The organism is Caenimonas koreensis DSM 17982, assembly GCF_009646335.1.
In the GTDB taxonomy this organism is placed as follows: Bacteria; Pseudomonadota; Gammaproteobacteria; order Burkholderiales; family Burkholderiaceae_C; genus Ramlibacter; species Ramlibacter koreensis.
Map to the genome: position 1 here is coordinate 36,921 of NZ_WJBU01000001.1, position 17,576 is coordinate 54,496.

Below are 17,576 nucleotides of genomic sequence, written 5' to 3' on the forward strand. Positions count from 1 at the left end.
GTTCATTCCTCCACGAAAACACGGGCACGGCGCGGCGTGACGACCAGCGTCTCGCCCTCACGGAACCCCATCTCGCGAAACTGCTGCGCCGGAATCTGCGCTTCGATGATGTGGTCCTCGCTGCCACCTGCCGGTTGGGTTGCGCCTGCCGGAATTAGTTCCAGCCGGGCAATAGGGCCGACGACGATGGCACGGCTCAATTGCACCACGATTCCGCGGGGGCGGCCCTGCGCGTCCAGATGCTGGCCCGCCGAATAGCGTTCCACGTCCAGATCATGAGGCCTGACGTAGGCAAAGGCCTTGGCATTGTCGGCACCCGCATGCTCGGGCGACTCGATCTGCAGGCCGTCGAGCAGCACCTCGCCCTGGTGGGCGCGGCCATGGAACATGTTCACGTCGCCGAGGAAGCCGTAGACGAACGGGCTGGCCGGATGGTCCCAGACCTGCTGCGGCGAGCCGATCTGTTCGACCTTGCCCGCGTTCATGAGCACCACGCGGTCAGCCACTTCGAGCGCCTCTTCCTGGTCGTGCGTCACGAAAATGCTGGTCACATGCAGTTCGTCGTGCAGCCTGCGCAGCCAGCGGCGCAGTTCCTTGCGCACCTTGGCGTCGAGCGCGCCGAAGGGCTCGTCGAGCAGCAGCACCTTGGGCTCGACAGCCAGCGCGCGTGCCAGTGCGATGCGCTGGCGCTGCCCGCCGGAGAGTTGCGAAGGAAAGCGGTCGGCCAGCCAGTCGAGCTGCACGAGCCCCAGCAGGTCCATCACCTTCTTCTTGATCTGAGCCTCGCTCGGGCGCACACCGCGCGGCTTCACACGCAGGCCGAACGCCACGTTCTCGAAGACTGTCATGTGGCGAAACAGTGCGTAGTGCTGGAAGACAAAGCCGACTTGCCGCTCGCGCACGTGAACGTCGGTCGTGTCCTCGCCTGAGAACAGGATGCTGCCCGCATCCGCCGACTCCAGCCCCGCGATGATGCGCAGCAGCGTGGTCTTGCCGCAGCCCGAGGGCCCGAGCAATGCAATCAGTTCGCCCGATTCGATGTCGAGCGACACATCGCGCAGCGCGTGGAAATCGCCGAAGCGCTTGCTGACGTTGCGGATCTCGATGCTCATGTTGTTTTCTCCGTTTGCAGCGGCCGCTCGGGCGGCGCGTCATTGGCCAGCGCCATCTCGCGCTCGTGGCGCCATTCGACGACCGACTTGATCACCAGTGTCACCAGCGCCAGCAACGCGAGCAGCGAAGCAACTGCGAAAGCCGCGACCGACTGGTATTCGTTGTACAAAATTTCAACGTGCAGCGGCATCGTGTTGGTCTGGCCGCGGATGTGGCCTGACACCACCGACACCGCGCCGAATTCACCCATCGCCCGCGCATTGCACAGGATCACGCCGTAGATCAGGCCCCACTTGATGTTGGGCAGCGTCACGTGCCAGAACGTCTGCCAGCCACTTGCGCCCAGCACGATGGCAGCTTGCTCTTCGTCGGTGCCCTGCGCCTGCATCAGCGGAATCAGCTCGCGCGCAATGAACGGGAACGTGACGAACACCGTGGCCAACACGATGCCAGGCACCGCAAAGATGATCTTGATGTTGTGCTCCGCCAGCCAGGGCCCGAACCAGCCTTGTGCGCCGAACACCAGCACGTAGATCAGGCCTGCAACCACCGGCGACACCGAGAACGGCAAGTCGACCAGCGTTGTGAGAAACGCCTTGCCGCGAAACTCGAACTTCGCGATGCACCATGCCGCCGCGACGCCGAAGACGAGGTTCAGCGGCACCGCAATGGCAGCGGTGAAGGCCGTGAGCCGGATAGCCGACCATGCATCGGGCTCCTGCAGGGCAGCGATGTACGCATCGACGCCTTTGCGGAACGCCTCGACGAACACCGCGGCGAGCGGCAGCACGAGGAACAGCAGGATGAACAGCAGCGCGAGCGCCGTGAGCGTGTAACGAACGGCGCGGCTCTCCGTCGTGGAGATGCGCCTGATGGCTGGTGTGCTCATGCGCCCCCCGATCGGCGGCGCTGCCAGCCTTGCAAGGCATTGATGACCAGCAGGAGGATGAACGACATCAACAGCATCACGACAGCGACTGCCGTGGCGCCCGCGTAGTCGTATTGCTCGAGCTTGCCGATGATGATGAGCGGTGTGATTTCAGAGACCATCGGCACGTTGCCCGCGATGAAGATCACCGAGCCGTATTCGCCGATGGCCCGCGCAAATGCCATCGCAAAGCCAGTGACGAGCGCCGGTGCAATGGTCGGGAAGATCACGCGTGTAAAAGTTTGCCAGCGGGTGGCACCCAGGCACATCGCGGCTTCTTCCAGTTCAGCTTCGTGCTCTTCGAGCACAGGCTGCACTGTGCGAACGACGAACGGCAGCCCGATGAAGATCAGCGCGATCACCACGCCCGCCGGATTGAATGCCAGCTTGATGCCCAGCGGCTCCAGGTATTGGCCCAGCCAGCCATTGCTGGCCAGCAGTGCCGTGAGCGAGATGCCTGCAACGGCAGTGGGCAGTGCAAATGGCAGATCGACGAGCGCGTCGACGATCTTGCGGCCCGGAAACTCGTAGCGCACCAGCACCCACGCCACGAGCAGCCCGGCGAACACATTCACGAGCGCCGCGAGGAGCGATGCGCCGAACGTCAACCGATACGCAGCCAGCACGCGGGGGGACGAGACGGCCGCCCAGAACTGGTCCCAGCTCAGCGTGAACGTCTTGAGCAGCAGCGCCGACAGCGGAATGAGGACGATCAGGCCAAGATAAAACAGCGTGTAGCCGAGCGTCAGGTTGAAGCCCGGCAACACCTTGCGGTGGGCGGTGCGGCTCACTTGACGGTATAGATCTTGTCGAACTGCCCGCCGTCGTTGAAGTGCACCTTCTGCGCTTGCGACAGCGAGCCGAACATTTCCTCAACCGTGAACAGCTTGATCGGCTTGAACGACGACGCGTACTTCTTGAGTACCGCGGCAGAGCGTGGGCGCAGCGAGTGCTTCGCGGCGATTTCCTGCGCCTCGTCGGTGTAGAGGAACTGCAGGTACGCCTTGGCGAGATCGGCCGTGCCTTTCTTGGCAACTGTTCTCTCGACGATTGCCACGGGGTTCTCGGCAACGATGCTCGTGGACGGGTACACGACATCGACCTTGCCGTTGCCAAATTCCTTGTTCACCGACTCGACTTCCGACTCGAACGTGACGAGCACATCGCCCGTATTGCGCTGCAGGAAGGCCGACGTTGCATCACGCCCGCCGCGCGCCAGCACGATGACGTTCTTGTACAGCTTCGTCATGAATTCCTGCGCCAGCGCATCGGTGGCTCCGTGCTTCTTGATGTAGCCCAGCGCGGCGAGGTAGGCGTAGCGGCCATTGCCGCCCGTCTTGGGGTTGACCACAACCACCTGCACGCCCGGCTTGATGAGGTCGTCCCAGTCCTTGATGCCCTTGGGATTGCCTTCACGGGTGAGCAGCAGCATCGTCGATGTAGTCGGCGCGGCGTTGTCCGGCAAGCGCTTGTTCCAGTCTTTCGCGACGACGCCTTTCTCGGCCAGGAACTCGATGTCCGTCGTGGTGTTCATCGTGACGACGTCGGCGTCCAGGCCGTCAGCCACTGCCCTGGCCTGCGCGCTCGAGCCGCCGTGGGCCTGGTCGATCTTCACGTCCTTGCCGGTCTGCTTCTTGTAGTACGGCACGAACGCCGCATTGACGTCCTTGTAGAACTCACGAGCGACGTCATACGAGGCGTTGAGCAGCGTCTGCGCGCTCGACAGGCTGGAGGCCGCCAGCAATGCACTGGCCACGAGGAGTTGTAACTTCTTTTTCATCCGTCCGATTTTGGGACGACTTTCACGCCTTCCAACAACAGTCTCGTTGTTAGCTAATGGCACATATGCATATGCCTACAGCAGCGGCCTCACCTCACGCGCGGCATCCAGCAGCGAAGGCAGCATGTCCCGCTGCCACTGGGAGGGGTCAAACGTCTGCGGCGTGGCGACCACATTGATGGCCGCCACGGTATGCCCCTGCATGTTGCGCAAGGGCACAGCCAGCGCGTGCACGCCGAGTTCGTGCTCTTCACTGGCAACGCAATAGTCGGCCACGCGGACCTGGTCAATCAACGCCTTGAACTTGCGCGTGTCGATCACGGTGCGCGACGTCAGCCGCGGCAGTTCCCTGCCCTTCATCCACGCGTTGAAATCGGCCCTGCTCTTGGCGGCCAGCAAGACGCGGCCGGTGGACGTGGCATGTGCAGGCAGCCTCGCGCCCAGGTGCAGGCCGTACGCCAGCATGCGGTGCGAGCCGCTGCGAGCAACGATCACGACCTCATCGCCATCGAGCACGACGGCCGAGAACGACTCGGGCGTTTGCGCAGCCAGCCGGTTCAGCGTGGGTTGCAGCACTCGGGGCAAGCGCGCCGAGGCGAGGTAGCTGCCGGAAAAACGCAGCACCTTCGGCGAGAGCCAGAAATAGCTGCCGTCCGTCTCCAGGTAGCCCAGGTCGGCCAGCGTCAGCAGGTGGCGACGCGCCGCGGCGCGCGTCAGGCCCGCGCGCTGTGCGGCCAGTGTCGCGTTGAGCCGCTGGCGCTCGGTATCAAAGCTCTCCAGCACCGCCAGCCCCTTGGCAATGCCTGCAATGTAGTCGGCCGGAGCAATCATGTTGCGCGATTATCGCGCAGGCTGCTCAGTGATCGCGCAAGGCCCTCCGTGCGGCGTGGCGTGATGCGCCGCCGGCGCCTAACCTTGCCCCCTGGAGACAAAACCATGCGAACCCAAGTCGTCATCATTGGCGCGGGCCCTTCGGGCCTGCTGCTCGGCCAGCTGTTGCACAAGGCCGGCATCGACAACGTGATTCTCGAACGCCAGACCGGCGACTACGTGCTGGGCCGCATCCGTGCGGGCATCCTGGAGCAGGTGACGGTCGATCTGCTGAACGAGGCCGGCGTTGGCGGGCGGCTGGCGAGCGAAGGCATCGTGCACCACAGCATCGAACTGGTGTTTGCGGGCACGCGTCACCCGATTGACGTGCACGGCCTGACGGGCGGCAAGGTGGTCACCGCCTATGGCCAGACCGAACTGACGCGCGACCTGATGCAAGCGCGCGCCGCTGCCGGCCTGCCGACCATCTACGAGGCCGCCAACGTGCAGCCTGCCGGCTTCGACGGCGAGCATCCCGTCGTCACCTACGACAAAGATGGCAAGACGCACGAGCTGCACTGCGACTTCATTGCGGGCTGCGACGGCTTCCATGGCGTCAGTCGCGCTTCGGTCAAGGACCGCATCGCGGAATACGAGCGCGTGTACCCCTTCGGCTGGCTGGGTGTGCTGGCTGATGTGCCGCCTGTGTCGCCGCATGCCATCGTGTACGGCAACAGTGACCGCGGGTTTTCGCTGTGCTCGATGCGCAGCCTGGCGCGCAGCCGCTACTACGTGCAATGCCCGCTCGATGACAAGGTTGAAGACTGGAGCGACCAGCGCTTCTGGGACGAGCTGCGCCGCCGCCTCGACCCGGAGCTGGCAGAGCGCATCATCACCGGGCCGAGCATCGAAAAGAGCATCGCGCCGCTGCGCAGCTTCGTGGCCGAACCGATGCGCTTCGGCCGCCTGTTCCTGGCTGGCGACGCGGCGCACATCGTGCCGCCCACAGGCGCCAAGGGGCTGAACCTCGCCGCTACGGACGTGAAGTACCTGTCGGGCGCGTTCATCGAGTACTTCAACGAACGCGATGCCCACGGGATCGACACCTATTCCGCCCGTTGCCTCAAGCGGATCTGGAAGGCCGAACGGTTTTCATGGTCGCTCACGACGCTGATGCATCGCTTTCCCGACACGGAAGGGTTCGGCCAACGCCTGCAGGAAGCCGAGCTCGACTACCTGGTCCATTCGCGTGCAGCCTCGACGGCGCTTGCGGAAAACTACGTCGGCTTGCCGCTCTGACCGTTTTGCGTGGGATACGTCCTACGTTGCCTGTAGGACAGTATCGGAATTTGGTGACTGCGCCGGTACAAATGCCCCGCACCGTATTTTTGCGGGGCACACTCCGGGCTGCTGAGCTCAGCTCCAACCGAAACATATCCGAACCATGAATGATTCCATCGTCAAAGTAGGCATCGTCGATGACCACGCCATCGTGCGGGCAGGTCTCAAACAGTTCCTCTCCGAGATGGTCGACCTGCGCGTTGTGGGCGAAGCCGCCTCCGGCCGCGAGGCCATCGACCTGGTCCGCACGTGCGACATGGACGTGATGATCATGGACCTGTCGATGCCCGGCCAAAGCGGTATCGACGCGCTGGCCATGATCCGCGCCAAGGCACCGGATGTCGGCATCCTGATTCTCTCGGGCTACCCGGAAGAGCAGTACGCCGTGAACCTGATCCGCCAGGGCGCGAGCGGCTACCTGAACAAGGAATGCGAGCCGATGGAGATCGTCAACGCGATCCGCACCATCGCACTGGGTCGTCGGTACATTTCGCCCTCCGTCGCAGAGCTCATTGCGCAGCAGCTCAACCGCAAGGAAGGCAGCGCCGCACACGACCTGCTCTCCGAGCGTGAGTTCCAGGTGTTCCTCAAGCTGGCCAAGGGCGAGACCGCAGGCGACATCGCGAACGCGCTGTCGCTGAGCGTGAAGACCGTCAGCACGTATCGCACGCGCCTGATGGAAAAAATGGGTCTGGCGTCCAACAGCGACCTGACCTACTACGCGCTGAAGAACAAGCTGATCGACTGACCTGCAGCGAGGCCCGCGGCGAGATCCCCTGTTCGTGGGGGACTATGTGTTGTGATGAATTCCCCCACAGCCACAAACCCGGGAAAATTTTCCCTGCTGCCAATAGAATTGGCGCATGCCCGAAGTACTCCCACCAGCCCAGCGAGATGTCTCGGTGGCCCAGGTCAAACCTGTGCCCACTGGCCCCGCGTCCGCAGGCAGCTTCCCCGGCCCGGCTAACGGCAGCTTCCCTGCCCAGCCCGGCGGCTTCGACGGCAATTCCACCACCGTGTTCCAGGCCAAGATGCAACGCGCACCCGTGTGGTTCTGCTCGTTCCTGGCGAGCAACAGCCGCGAAAAGCGGCGCCTGCGCGACGAGCTTCTGCTCATTCGCGGCGCCTGGCCCCTGCTGATGAAGCAGCGCAACGGCGGCAAATGGACGCCCGAAGAAAAGCAGGAGCTCAAGACGATGGTGCGCTCGGCCTCCTCGGTCAGCCCTTACCTGTTCATCTGGGCGCTGCCCGGCTCGGTCGTGCTGCTGCCGTTCCTGGCGTGGTTCCTTGACAAGAAGCGCAAGCGCCTGCTGCGCAAGAACGGCTCGCTCTGAAGCGCCGTAGCCACCCGCAATAATCGCGAGTGGAATTCGCCTTAGTCCTCATACTCGGCCTGGTTGCCGGCACGCTCGGCGGCATCGTCGGCTTTGGCACTTCCATCATGCTCATGCCCGCGCTGGTGCTCGTCTTCGGCCCGCGCGAAGCCGTGCCGATCATGGCCGTGGCGAGCGTGATGTCGAACGTGTCCCGAGTGGCCGCGTGGTGGCGCGAGGTGGACTGGAAGGCCGTGGGCGCATACAGCATCACCGCCTTTCCGGCGGGCGCCGCAGGCGCTGCCACGCTGTTGGTCATCCCGTCGCGCCTCATCGAAGGCTGCCTGGGCCTGTTCTTCATCGCGATGATCCCGCTGCGCCGGTGGATGGCCGAGCGCGACATGAAGCTCAAGCTGTGGCACCTGTCGGCAGCGGGCCTGTTCATCGGCTTCCTGACGGGGCTGGTTGCCAGCACCGGCCCGGTCAATGCGCCCTTCTTCCTGGCGTACGGCCTGGTGAAGGGCTCGTATCTCGCGACGGAAGCCATGGCATCGATCGCGGTGTATTCCGCCAAGGTCATCACATTTCGCTCGCTGGGCGCCCTGCCGCTGGAGGCCATCGTCAAAGGGCTGATCATTGGCGTGACGCTGTTCTCCGGCGCGTTCATCGCCAAGCGGTTCGTGCTGACAATCGACCCCGACAAATTCCGGCTGCTGATGGACGGCTTGCTGCTGGTGGCCGGTGCCACGATGCTGTGGGCTGCCGCCCGATGACGCGATGAGATGCCACGCCATGAGACGCCATGAACCACACTGAGCTGCAGTCACTCGCCATCGAAGCGATGCGCACGCGCGGCCTTGAACCCGCGTTCGCGCCCGAAGCGCTTCGTGAGGCCGATGCATCGCGCCAGTCGCCGGCCGAGCGCGGCGGTGACATCCGCGACTTGCGCGACCTGCCCTGGTTTTCCATCGACAACGACGACACGCGCGACCTTGACCAGCTCAGCGTGGCGCACGCGTTGCCCGATGGGCCAACGCGGCTGATGGTCGCCGTGGCGGACGTCGACACCAAGGTGCGAGCCGGCAGCGCCGTGGACCTGCACGCGCGGCACAACACCACCTCGGTCTATACGGCGGCGTGCATTTTTCCGATGCTGCCCGAAGTGCTCTCCACCGACATCACCTCACTGCATGAAGGCCAGGAGCGGCTCGTCATCGTGGTGGACATGACTGTGGACGCGCAGGGCAACCTGACGTCCGCGGCACTGTATCGCGCGGTGGTGCTCAATCACGCCAAGCTCACGTACGACAACGTGTCGGCATGGCTGGGTGGCACAGGGCCCGCCCTGCCCCAGTTCGCGTCAATGCCTGTACTTGAGGCCCAACTGCGAATCCACGACGACGTGGCAACTCGCCTGCGGCAACGCCGGCAGGCACGAGGTGCGCTGAACCTCAAGACCATCGCGGCGCGGCCCGTCTTCAGGGACGGGAAACTGGTGAACCTGAGCCCCGACGAGAAGAACCGCGCCAAGGACCTGATCGCCGACCTGATGATCGCGGCCAATGCCGCAACGGCGCGCTTCCTGGCAGACAAGGGCTTTCCATCGCTGCGCCGGCTGCTGCAGGCACCGCGCCGCTGGGATCGCATCGTGGCCCTGGCCGCCGCCCACAACTTCAGCCTGCCGGCGCAAGCCGACCCCCAGGCCCTGGACCGCTTCCTCGCGCAGCAGCGCATGGCAGACCCCGACGGCTTCGCCGACCTTTCGCTGGCCGTGGTGAAGATGCTCGGCTCGGGTGAATATGCGGCGGCGCCCGCAGGCGCGCTGAGCATCGGCCATTTCGGCCTTGCCGTGAACGACTACGCGCATTCCACCGCACCCAACCGCCGTTACCCTGACCTCGTGACGCAGCGGCTGGTCAAGGCTGCGCTGGCGGGCACTGAGTCACCCTACAGCGCCGACGAACTGGCTGAAATCGCCCAGCACTGCACGCTGCAGGAAGACAACGCGAGCAAGGTCGAGCGGCAAGTGCTGAAGGCTGCCGCCGCCTACCTGCTGCAGGACCGGATCGGCGAATCGTTTGACGCGATCGTCACCGGCGCGGCGCCCAAGGGCACGTTCGTTCGCATCGCGAGCCCTTTGCTCGAAGGCCGCGTCGTGCGCGGTTTCGAAGGGCTCGATGTGGGCGATACGCTGCGCGTGAAGCTCGTGTCGGTTGACGAGGCCAAGGGCTTCATCGACTTCGAGCGGGGCTGACGCTAGGGCTTCACGCCGCGCATCAGCCGCAAGCCGTTGGCCACCACCAGCAGCGTCGCGCCCAGGTCCGCGAACACCGCCATCCACATCGTTGCGCTGCCGAACACCGCCAGCACGAAGAACACGGCCTTGATGCCGAGCGCCAGGGAAATGTTCTGCCAGAGCACCGCGTGCGTCTTGCGCGACAGGCGCACCGTTTCAGCCACGCGCTGCAGGTTGTCGTTCATGATCACGACGTCAGCGGCTTCCATGGCGGTGTCCGTGCCGGCGCCGCCCATCGCGAAGCCGATGTCGGCCTGCGCCAGTGCCGGCGCGTCGTTGATGCCGTCGCCTGCCATGGCCGTCGGGCCGTAGCGCTTTTGCATCTGCTTGATCGCTTCGAGCTTGGCCTCGGGCAGCAGCTCGCCGCGAGCGTCGTCAATGCCTGCCTGCCGCGCGATGTGCGTGGCCGTCGCCGTGTTGTCGCCCGTGAGCATGACGGGCGTGACGCCGAGCAACTTCAAGTCGGCAATGGCCTGCTTCGAACTCTCGCGAATCGTGTCGCCCACGGCAAACAGCGCCAGAACGCTGGACTCGTCGGCCAGCAGCGTGACCGAGCGGCCTTGCGCCTCATGCGTGGCCAGCTCAGCCTCCAGGTCGGCGCCGCACAAGCCCCGCTCATGAATCGCGCGGTGGTTGGCCAGCGTGAGCTTGCGGCCGCCGACAGTGCCACTCACGCCGCGGCCCGGCAGCGCTGCGAAGTCGCTCACCTGCGCAGGCCCAGCCGCAATGCCCGCTGCGATGGCTTGCGACACCGGATGGTCTGAGCGGGTGGCCAGGCTCTGCGCAAGCTGCATGACGGCTGCCTCATCGCCCTCGCCCCACACACGCCATGCGACCAGTGTCGGCTTGCCTTCGGTCACGGTGCCCGTCTTGTCGAGCGCGACGGCCTTCAGGTTGCGCGCTTGCTCCAGGTACGTGCCGCCCTTGATCAGGATGCCGCGCCGCGCTGCCGCGGCCAGGCCGCTCACCACCGTGACGGGCGTGGAGATCACCAGCGCGCACGGACACGCGATCACGAGCAGCACCAGCGCCTTGTAGAGCGCCTGCAGCCACGTGAGGTCCAGCAGGAACGGCGTGAGCACGGCGACAGCCACGGCAATTGCGAACACAACTGGCGTGTAGATCGCAGCGAATTTGTCCACGAACCGCTGCGTCGGCGCGCGGGTGCCCTGCGCTTCTTCCACGGCGTGAATGATTCGCGCGAGCGTCGTGTCGGTGGCGATATGCGTCACACGAAACTGCAACTCGCCCGTCTCGTTGATCGTGCCTGCGTACACCGTGTCGCCGGGCGCCTTGTCGACGGGAATGCTCTCGCCAGTCACAGGCGCCTGGTTGATCGTGCTGGTGCCATGCGTGACGACACCGTCGAGCGGCACGCGTGCGCCCGGCTTGATGCGCAGCACGCCGTCCAGCGCGACGTCCGTGGCTTTGACGGTCTTCCAGCTGCCATCGGGTTGCTGCAGATCTGCCTCAGCGGGCGCGAGATCGACCAGGCCTTTGATTGCATTGCGCGCGCGATCGACCGCATACGCTTCGATCAACTCGGCGATCGAATAAAGCGCCATCACCATCGCTGCTTCGGGCCACTGGCCGATGGCGAGTGCGCCCGTCACGGCCACCGACATCAATGCGTTGATGTTCAGCTTCAGGTGCAGGACGGCCTGTAGGCCCTTCTTGTACACCTCCAGGCCCGACAGCCAGATCGCCGCTACAGCGAGCAGGAAGACAGCGACCTTCCACACAGTGCCTTCGAGCCCCGCGAACTCGATGCATTCCGCCGCGATGGCCAATACCAGCGCGAAACCCAGGCGCCACGGACTATCCGCGACGCCATGGTCGTGATCGTGGTCGTGGTCGTGGGCATCGTCGTGGTCGTGGTCGTGGCCACCCGTCACGACGGCACCCGCGGCGACCCGCTCGATCTTGTGTGCGTCGGGCTCGCAGCAGTGCGGAGTGATTTCTTGCTTCATGCCAAGATTGGAAAGCTTCAAGTCACTTCAAGGTCAAGCATGGGCACTCCAATCCCGCACTATCGTATCGGGGAAGCGGCCGCGCAGGCTGGCGTGAGCGCGGCAAATATCCGTTACTACGAAAAGGAAGGGCTGCTCACCCCGCGCGGGCGCAGCGAGAACAGCTACCGCTTCTACACGGATGAAGACGTTCACCAGCTGCGCTTCATCCGCCTGTGCCGCGCGATGGACATGTCGCTTGATGAAGTGCGCACCCTGCTGGGGCTGGACCTGCGAAAAAGATCCGATTGCGAGACAGCCACCGAGGCGCTGAGCGAGCACATTGGCCACGTGCGGCAACGGCTCGCTGAGCTCAAGGGCCTGCTCACCGAGCTGACTGCGCTGCGCGATCGCTGCGATGGCGGCCCGAAGTGCCGCGTGATCGAGGCACTTCACGCAAAAGCGGATGCGCCGCCTTCGGGCAAGGCGCGGGCGAAGGCGCACCGCCACGTTTGAGTTAGAAGCCGCACACCGCGGCGCTGGCCCGCTGCTGAGCCGCCGCTGGGTCAGCAGCGCGGGCTCAACGCAAGATGCTCAGTGCGAGGGGGCTCAGACCGGGCTGTCGGGGCTCTGGTGGCGCTTCTTGCCGGCAGCTCGGCCTTCTTCGCTGGTGAACTGGTGGGCGCGACCGCAAGCGTGTGCAGCGCGACCGCCCATGCTGGCGATTTCCTTCTTCTTCTCGGGCGACATGGCGGCAAAGCCGCGCAGGCGCTTTTCGGAAGTCGTCGCGGCGACGGTGGTCGTGGTGGGTTCCTGCATGGTGCCTTCCTTGTGGAGCTGTTCGGAAAGCTGATCGTCTCGCAAGCTCAACCTTGGCCTTGTAGGACAACGCCTCAGGAATGCGTCGGCTGGCTCAGCGCAACGGGGGCTTTGCGCCTTGAGTGCGTGTGCCGGTCAATGCGGCAGGTACTGCGAAACCAATTGCGAGACGATCTGCGCCTGAAGGAGGTCTTTGGAACGCTTCAATGGATCGCGGTCAGCACGCGCGCCAAGTTCGCGCTTGATCCGGGCAAATGCCACCGGACTGATCGTGTCCATTCGCGCCATGGCGCCGGAGGTTGCGACGACCACCTGGCTGAAGCGGCTCGACGACAGGAGTTGATCGCCTGTGGGCACCTGCACGGCCCACATGTCGTCTTCATCGTCGCTCATTCGCAAGGGGTGTGGATCGCCGTCGCGCGCCGTGCGCTGAATGATGTCGACTTCAAAGCCTTTGTCATTCACCACGGTCTGCAACTGGTCGCTGCGAACACTGAAGGATTTGTCGGCCTTGCGCAGCACCGCCACCAGTGATGAATCAACCCGCTGCAAACGGGTGAAGACGCTCAAGCGCTTTTGCGTGTCGAACAGCAAGTCGATGTCCCGTGTCGCGGTGGCCGCCGATTCGACGCGCACACCGCAAGCAGTTTCGTACGCATACAACGCATGCGTGCCAACGGTAATGAAGTGCTCGGCGAGGCCCGCTTGAGACAGTGCCTGCAAGACGTCCACGACGATTGCAGGTGTCCTGCCAACGCGAAGCGCCCGATTGAGTCGGACTTGCTCGGCAAGCGACTCGCGCAGTGATTGAACCCGGCTTTCCGCTGCTGATTTGCGTTGTACAAAGCGTTCGTGGATGAGACGGTTTTCCTCGGTGTCCGGCCCGAGTGACTTCTGGCCGCCACCCGCCGCCAGTCGAATCAGGTAGCGCCGCCCGCCCTGTTCGCGCCAGAACATCGACCCGCGCACGGCCAACGCCTCCGCCTGCGCCTGCTCAAGCGCAGTGAAGACAGCTTCGGCGTCGATGTACTGACGCTTCTGGCCATCGGTGAGTTCAAGGAACGGCTGCATTTTCACTAAAAAATAGGAAAATCAGAAAATACCTTGAAAACCCTTATAAATCAATAGCTTGCCGCCACGGATTTGCGGCGCTGCGCAGCCAGCCGGCCTCAACGCTTGCGCGGCGGCAGCCCGGTGTGCTGGGTGAGCACGGCACCCTTGCGCGGCGTTGAGTTCTTGCGGCGGGCGCTTGCGTAGCTGCCGTCCGTCACGGGCTGGAACGACGGGATCAGGTGGTGCTTGCCATTGCCGATCAGGTCCGCGCGACCCATCGCCTTGAGCGCCTCGCGCAGCAGCGGCCAGTTGTTGGCGTCGTGGTAGCGCAGGAAGGCCTTGTGCAGGCGGCGGCGGCGTTCGCCGCGCACGATATCTACCGTGTCTTCGTCTTCGGCCTTGCGATGCACCTTGCGCAGGGTATTGCGCCCGCTGTGATACATCGCCGTGGCGGTGGCCATGGGGCTGGGGTAGAACGTCTGCACCTGGTCCGCGCGGAAGCCGTTCTTCTTGAGCCACAGCGCAAGATTCATCATGTCTTCGTCGCTCGTGCCGGGGTGGGCCGCAATGAAGTACGGAATGAGGTACTGCTTCTTGCCCGCCTCTGCCGAGTACTTGTCGAACATCGCCTTGAACTTGTCGTAGCTGCCGATGCCCGGCTTCATCATCTTGGTGAGCGGGCCCTGCTCGGTGTGCTCAGGCGCGATCTTGAGGTAGCCGCCCACGTGGTGCTGCACGAGCTCTTTCACGTATTCGGGCGACTGCACGGCCAGGTCGTAGCGCAGGCCCGAGCCGATCAAGATCTTCTTCACGCCCTTCAAGCTGCGCGCGCGCCGGTACATCTTCACGAGCGGCGCGTGATCGGTATTGAGGTTCTGGCAGATGCCGGGGTACACGCAACTCGGCTTGCGGCATGCCGCTTCGATCTCGGGCGACTTGCAGCCGATGCGGTACATGTTGGCCGTGGGGCCGCCCAGGTCCGACACGATGCCCGTGAAGCCCGCGACCTTGTCGCGCATCTCCTCGATTTCGCGAATGACAGAGTCTTCCGAGCGGCTCTGGATGATGCGGCCTTCATGCTCGGTGATCGAGCAGAACGTGCAGCCGCCAAAGCAGCCGCGCATGATGTTCACCGAGAAGCGGATCATTTCCCACGCAGGGATCTTGGTGGCGCCGTCGTGGCTGCCCTTCTCATCGGCATACGCCGGGTGCGGGCTGCGCGCATATGGCAGGCCGAACACGTAGTCCATCTCGGCCGTGGTGAGCGGAATGGGCGGCGGCGTGAGCCACACATCACGGTCCCCATGCGCCTGCACGAGCGCTCGCGCATTGCCGGGGTTGGTTTCCAGGTGCAGCACGCGGTTGGCGTGGGCGTAGAGAACCGGGTCGCTCTTGACCTGCTCGTAAGACGGCAGGCGGATCACGGTGCGGTCGCGCGCGGGCACCTTGAGCTTTTGCTTGAGGGCGGGGTTGGCGACAAAGGTCAGGGGCTGGATGGCGGGGTTCGGCTCTACCGCGCCACTGCCCTCCTCCTTGGTACACGTCGCGCCCTGTGCTGCCGCCTGCTCCTGTGTGGTCTGGTAAGGGTTGATGTGGTCTTCGACGCGGCCGGGCTGGTCGACCTCGGTCGAGTCGATTTCGAACCAGCCTTCGCGGCCGCCGCGCTGGAAGAACGCCGTGCCCCGCACATCGACGATGTTGTGCACCGGCTCCTTGGCGCCAAGGCGATGCGCGATCTCGACGATGGCCCGCTCGGCGTTGCCGTACAGAAGCAGGTCGCACTTCGAATCAGTGACGATCGAGCGGCGCACTTTGTCTGACCAATAGTCGTAATGCGCGATGCGGCGCAGGCTGCCTTCGATGCCGCCGAGGATGATCGGCACGTCTTTGTAGGCCTCACGGCAGCGCTGGCTGTAAACGATGGCAGCGCGGTCAGGCCGCTTGCCGCCCACATCGCCGGGGGTGTACGCGTCGTCACTGCGGATCTTGCGGTCAGCGGTGTACCGGTTGATCATCGAATCCATGTTGCCGGCCGTCACGCCGAAGAACAGGTTCGGTTTGCCCAGCACCTTGAACGGCTCGGCGCTTTGCCAGTCGGGCTGCGCGATGATGCCGACGCGAAAGCCCTGTGCCTCGAGCGTGCGGCCGATCACGGCCATGCCGAAACTCGGATGGTCCACGTATGCATCGCCAGTGACGATGATGATGTCGCAGCTGTCCCAGCCCAGCTCGTCCATTTCCTTCCTGCTCATCGGCAGGAATTTCGACGTGCCAAAGCGGCTCGCCCAGTACTTGCGGTAACTGGTGATCGGCTTCGCGGCGCGCGCGAAGAATGACACGTCAATGGGGGTGTTCATAAGGTGCGGGGCATGCGGCGCGAGCGCGCCAGCAGGCAAGCCGCTGATTCTAGGAGACAAGGCCCGCTAAAGGGGCCCTGGCTCTCTATTGACCGCAGGCAACGGGCGTGATTACTGGCGGCGCTGCAGCTGGCCGCGCACTTCGCCGCCCGGGAACTGCGTCGAGTGGATGTTGACGTACCACAGGCCCGCCATCAGGTCGGCGGCTTGTGCGCTCGTGAGCACCGCCTCGCCCTGGATCGGCTGCGTGATCACATTTGCAAACGGGATCACCACACCGGCGTTCTTGCCCATGGGCGCCGGGCCATGAATGTGGCCCATCGTTGGCGAGGTGACGTCGCTGTAGGTAATCTTCCACGTCAGCTTGCTGGTGTTGTGGTTGAACATGACTTCAGCTGCGCCGCGGCCCTTGGAGGCATTGGCCGGCACCTCTTGCGCGCCCGAGAGGGTCGCCTCATAGATATCGATTTTTTCGGAGGGGCGCATCTGGCCGCAACCAGTTGCCGCAACAGCGACGACGGCGGCCGCCATACAGGTGCGCAGGAAAGTGGACCGATTCAGCATGATGTTTCCTCGTTCTGGACGAGTCGCGATTGTGGGGGTCCGGTGCACCAGAAGTCCAGCGCTACTGTTGCCAGCCCAACGGCTGCGCGCTCCCACCCGGCAACGGCAACACTGCGACTGGCTCGCGTCACGGCCGATGAGCTTACGCTACGGGTTGCATGCTTTCGACGGAGAACCCGTGACCATAACGACCCCCCTCACCTTTGCCAGCACCGATCTGGTCGACTTCGCGCGCGGGCTGCTCGCTGCCAGCGGCTTGCCTGCGGACAAGGCCGACGCCGTCGCCGCCATACTCGTCGAAGGGGACCTCATGGGCCACGACACGCATGGCCTGGCACTGCTGGCGGGCTACCTGGAGGCCATCGAAACTGGCACCATGCGGCGCGAGGGCGAGCCCCTCGTCATCGCCGACTCACCAGCCGCCGTCACATGGGATGGCCAGCGTCTGCCCGGGCCCTGGCTCGTGTTGAAAGCGATGGAAGAGGCTGCGCAGCGCGCGGCTCGGCTTGGCACCGGCACCGTCGTGATCCGGCGCAGCCACCACATCGCAAGCCTTGAATCGTTTCTCAGGCGCGCTACTGACCGCGGCTTGCTGATGATCCTCACATGCTCTGACCCCAACACGGCCAGCGTCGCGCCATTCGGCGGGCTCGACCCTGTGTTCACGCCCAACCCGATGGCCTTCGGCATTCCGGCGCCCGGCACGCCCGTGCTGGTGGACATCTCGACATCCGCCACCACGAATGGCATGACGAATCGGATGCACAAGGAAGGCCGGCAGTTCGATGCGCACTGGTTGCTCGACGGCCTGGGCGCACCGAGCACTGACCCGGGCGTGCTGTTCCGCGAGCCCAAGGGCACGATCCTGCCGCTGGGTGGCATGGATTCGGGTCACAAGGGCTATGGCCTGGCGCTGATGGTGGAAGCCCTGACGGGTGGACTCGCCGGCCATGGCCGCGCTGACCCGCCCGAGGGTTGGGGCGCGACGGTGTTCCTGCAGATCATCGACCCGCGTGCGTTCGCTGGCATCGACGCGTTCCACAAGCAGATCGGGACCGTGGTCGATCAATGCCGCGCGTCCAGGCCGGGCAAGCCGGGCCGGCCCGTACGCACCCCTGGCGAGCGCGGCTCGGCGCTGGCTGCGAAACAACGCCAGTCAGGCGTGGCGCTCCACCCGTCCATCATGCCGGCCCTGGAGCCATGGGCTGCCAAGCTGGGCGTGCCAGCGCCGCTTGCGCGCAGCGCGTGAGCAC

17 protein-coding genes are annotated in these 17,576 nt (G+C 64.6%); 7 read left to right on the top strand and 10 right to left on the bottom strand.

Annotated elements, in window-relative coordinates; genetic code table 11:
* Positions 1-2: 2 nt before the first annotated feature.
* The 5 genes from GHT07_RS00135 to GHT07_RS00155 all read right to left on the bottom strand — a co-directional run bounded on the left by GHT07_RS00135 (position 3) and on the right by GHT07_RS00155 (position 4,652).
* The gene (locus GHT07_RS00135; protein ID WP_153583030.1) at positions 3-1,112 is read right to left on the bottom strand and encodes a sulfate/molybdate ABC transporter ATP-binding protein; all 1,110 of its coding nucleotides are present in this window, start codon (positions 1,110-1,112) and stop codon (positions 3-5) included.
* Positions 1,109-2,002 (bottom strand): sulfate ABC transporter permease subunit CysW, encoded by an 894-nt coding sequence (gene cysW, locus GHT07_RS00140; protein WP_153583031.1) that lies wholly within the window; start codon positions 2,000-2,002, stop codon positions 1,109-1,111. Before cysW ends, GHT07_RS00135 begins: the two co-directional genes overlap by 4 nt.
* A complete protein-coding gene (gene cysT / locus GHT07_RS00145) occupies positions 1,999-2,832 on the bottom strand; it encodes a sulfate ABC transporter permease subunit CysT (RefSeq protein WP_323740712.1) in 834 nt (277 codons plus the stop codon). Before cysT ends, cysW begins: the two co-directional genes overlap by 4 nt.
* Positions 2,829-3,821 carry a sulfate ABC transporter substrate-binding protein gene (locus GHT07_RS00150; RefSeq protein ID WP_153583032.1) on the bottom strand — a complete coding sequence of 331 codons (993 nt, stop codon included), beginning with the start codon at positions 3,819-3,821 and terminating at the stop codon, positions 2,829-2,831. Before GHT07_RS00150 ends, cysT begins: the two co-directional genes overlap by 4 nt.
* A gap of 75 nt (positions 3,822-3,896) precedes the next feature.
* Positions 3,897-4,652 (bottom strand): IclR family transcriptional regulator domain-containing protein, encoded by a 756-nt coding sequence (locus GHT07_RS00155; protein WP_153583033.1) that lies wholly within the window; start codon positions 4,650-4,652, stop codon positions 3,897-3,899.
* Positions 4,653-4,757: 105 nt separating this feature from the next.
* Here GHT07_RS00155 and pobA point away from each other — a divergent pair, with 105 nt between their 5' ends.
* From pobA to GHT07_RS00180, 5 genes are all read left to right on the top strand, one after another.
* Positions 4,758-5,930, top strand: coding sequence for a 4-hydroxybenzoate 3-monooxygenase (gene pobA, locus GHT07_RS00160; protein ID WP_153583034.1), 1,173 nt, complete (start codon positions 4,758-4,760; stop codon positions 5,928-5,930).
* Positions 5,931-6,087: 157 nt separating this feature from the next.
* Positions 6,088-6,720 (top strand): response regulator transcription factor, encoded by a 633-nt coding sequence (locus tag GHT07_RS00165; protein ID WP_323740742.1) that lies wholly within the window; start codon positions 6,088-6,090, stop codon positions 6,718-6,720.
* 115 nt (positions 6,721-6,835) lie between these two features.
* A complete protein-coding gene (locus tag GHT07_RS00170) occupies positions 6,836-7,306 on the top strand; it encodes a hypothetical protein (RefSeq protein ID WP_194792770.1) in 471 nt (156 codons plus the stop codon).
* A gap of 29 nt (positions 7,307-7,335) precedes the next feature.
* The gene (locus GHT07_RS00175) at positions 7,336-8,058 is read left to right on the top strand and encodes a sulfite exporter TauE/SafE family protein (protein WP_323740713.1); all 723 of its coding nucleotides are present in this window, start codon (positions 7,336-7,338) and stop codon (positions 8,056-8,058) included.
* 29 nt (positions 8,059-8,087) lie between these two features.
* The gene (locus tag GHT07_RS00180; RefSeq protein WP_153583036.1) at positions 8,088-9,539 is read left to right on the top strand and encodes an RNB domain-containing ribonuclease; all 1,452 of its coding nucleotides are present in this window, start codon (positions 8,088-8,090) and stop codon (positions 9,537-9,539) included.
* A 2-nt stretch (positions 9,540-9,541) separates the two neighbouring features.
* On the opposite strand, the gene GHT07_RS00185 is transcribed toward GHT07_RS00180, so the two are convergent.
* Complete coding sequence (locus GHT07_RS00185; protein WP_153583037.1) at positions 9,542-11,551, bottom strand: heavy metal translocating P-type ATPase; 2,010 nt, start codon at positions 11,549-11,551, stop codon at positions 9,542-9,544.
* A 39-nt stretch (positions 11,552-11,590) separates the two neighbouring features.
* Between GHT07_RS00185 and GHT07_RS00190 the strand changes: the two genes are divergently transcribed.
* A complete protein-coding gene (locus GHT07_RS00190; RefSeq protein ID WP_153583038.1) occupies positions 11,591-12,046 on the top strand; it encodes a MerR family transcriptional regulator in 456 nt (151 codons plus the stop codon).
* Positions 12,047-12,139: 93 nt separating this feature from the next.
* Here GHT07_RS00190 and GHT07_RS00195 read toward each other — a convergent pair whose 3' ends face one another.
* The 4 genes from GHT07_RS00195 to GHT07_RS00210 all read right to left on the bottom strand — a co-directional run bounded on the left by GHT07_RS00195 (position 12,140) and on the right by GHT07_RS00210 (position 16,323).
* A complete protein-coding gene (locus GHT07_RS00195; RefSeq protein ID WP_153583039.1) occupies positions 12,140-12,349 on the bottom strand; it encodes a KGG domain-containing protein in 210 nt (69 codons plus the stop codon).
* A 135-nt stretch (positions 12,350-12,484) separates the two neighbouring features.
* On the bottom strand, positions 12,485-13,420 hold the full coding sequence (locus GHT07_RS00200; protein ID WP_153583040.1) for a GSU2403 family nucleotidyltransferase fold protein: 936 nt from the start codon (positions 13,418-13,420) through the stop codon (positions 12,485-12,487).
* Between the two features lie 98 nt (positions 13,421-13,518).
* Positions 13,519-15,759 (bottom strand): YgiQ family radical SAM protein, encoded by a 2,241-nt coding sequence (locus GHT07_RS00205; RefSeq protein ID WP_153583041.1) that lies wholly within the window; start codon positions 15,757-15,759, stop codon positions 13,519-13,521.
* 111 nt (positions 15,760-15,870) lie between these two features.
* Positions 15,871-16,323 (bottom strand): CHRD domain-containing protein, encoded by a 453-nt coding sequence (locus GHT07_RS00210; RefSeq protein ID WP_153583042.1) that lies wholly within the window; start codon positions 16,321-16,323, stop codon positions 15,871-15,873.
* 184 nt (positions 16,324-16,507) lie between these two features.
* Between GHT07_RS00210 and GHT07_RS00215 the strand changes: the two genes are divergently transcribed.
* A complete protein-coding gene (locus tag GHT07_RS00215; protein WP_323740743.1) occupies positions 16,508-17,572 on the top strand; it encodes an Ldh family oxidoreductase in 1,065 nt (354 codons plus the stop codon).
* Positions 17,573-17,576 lie beyond the last annotated feature (4 nt).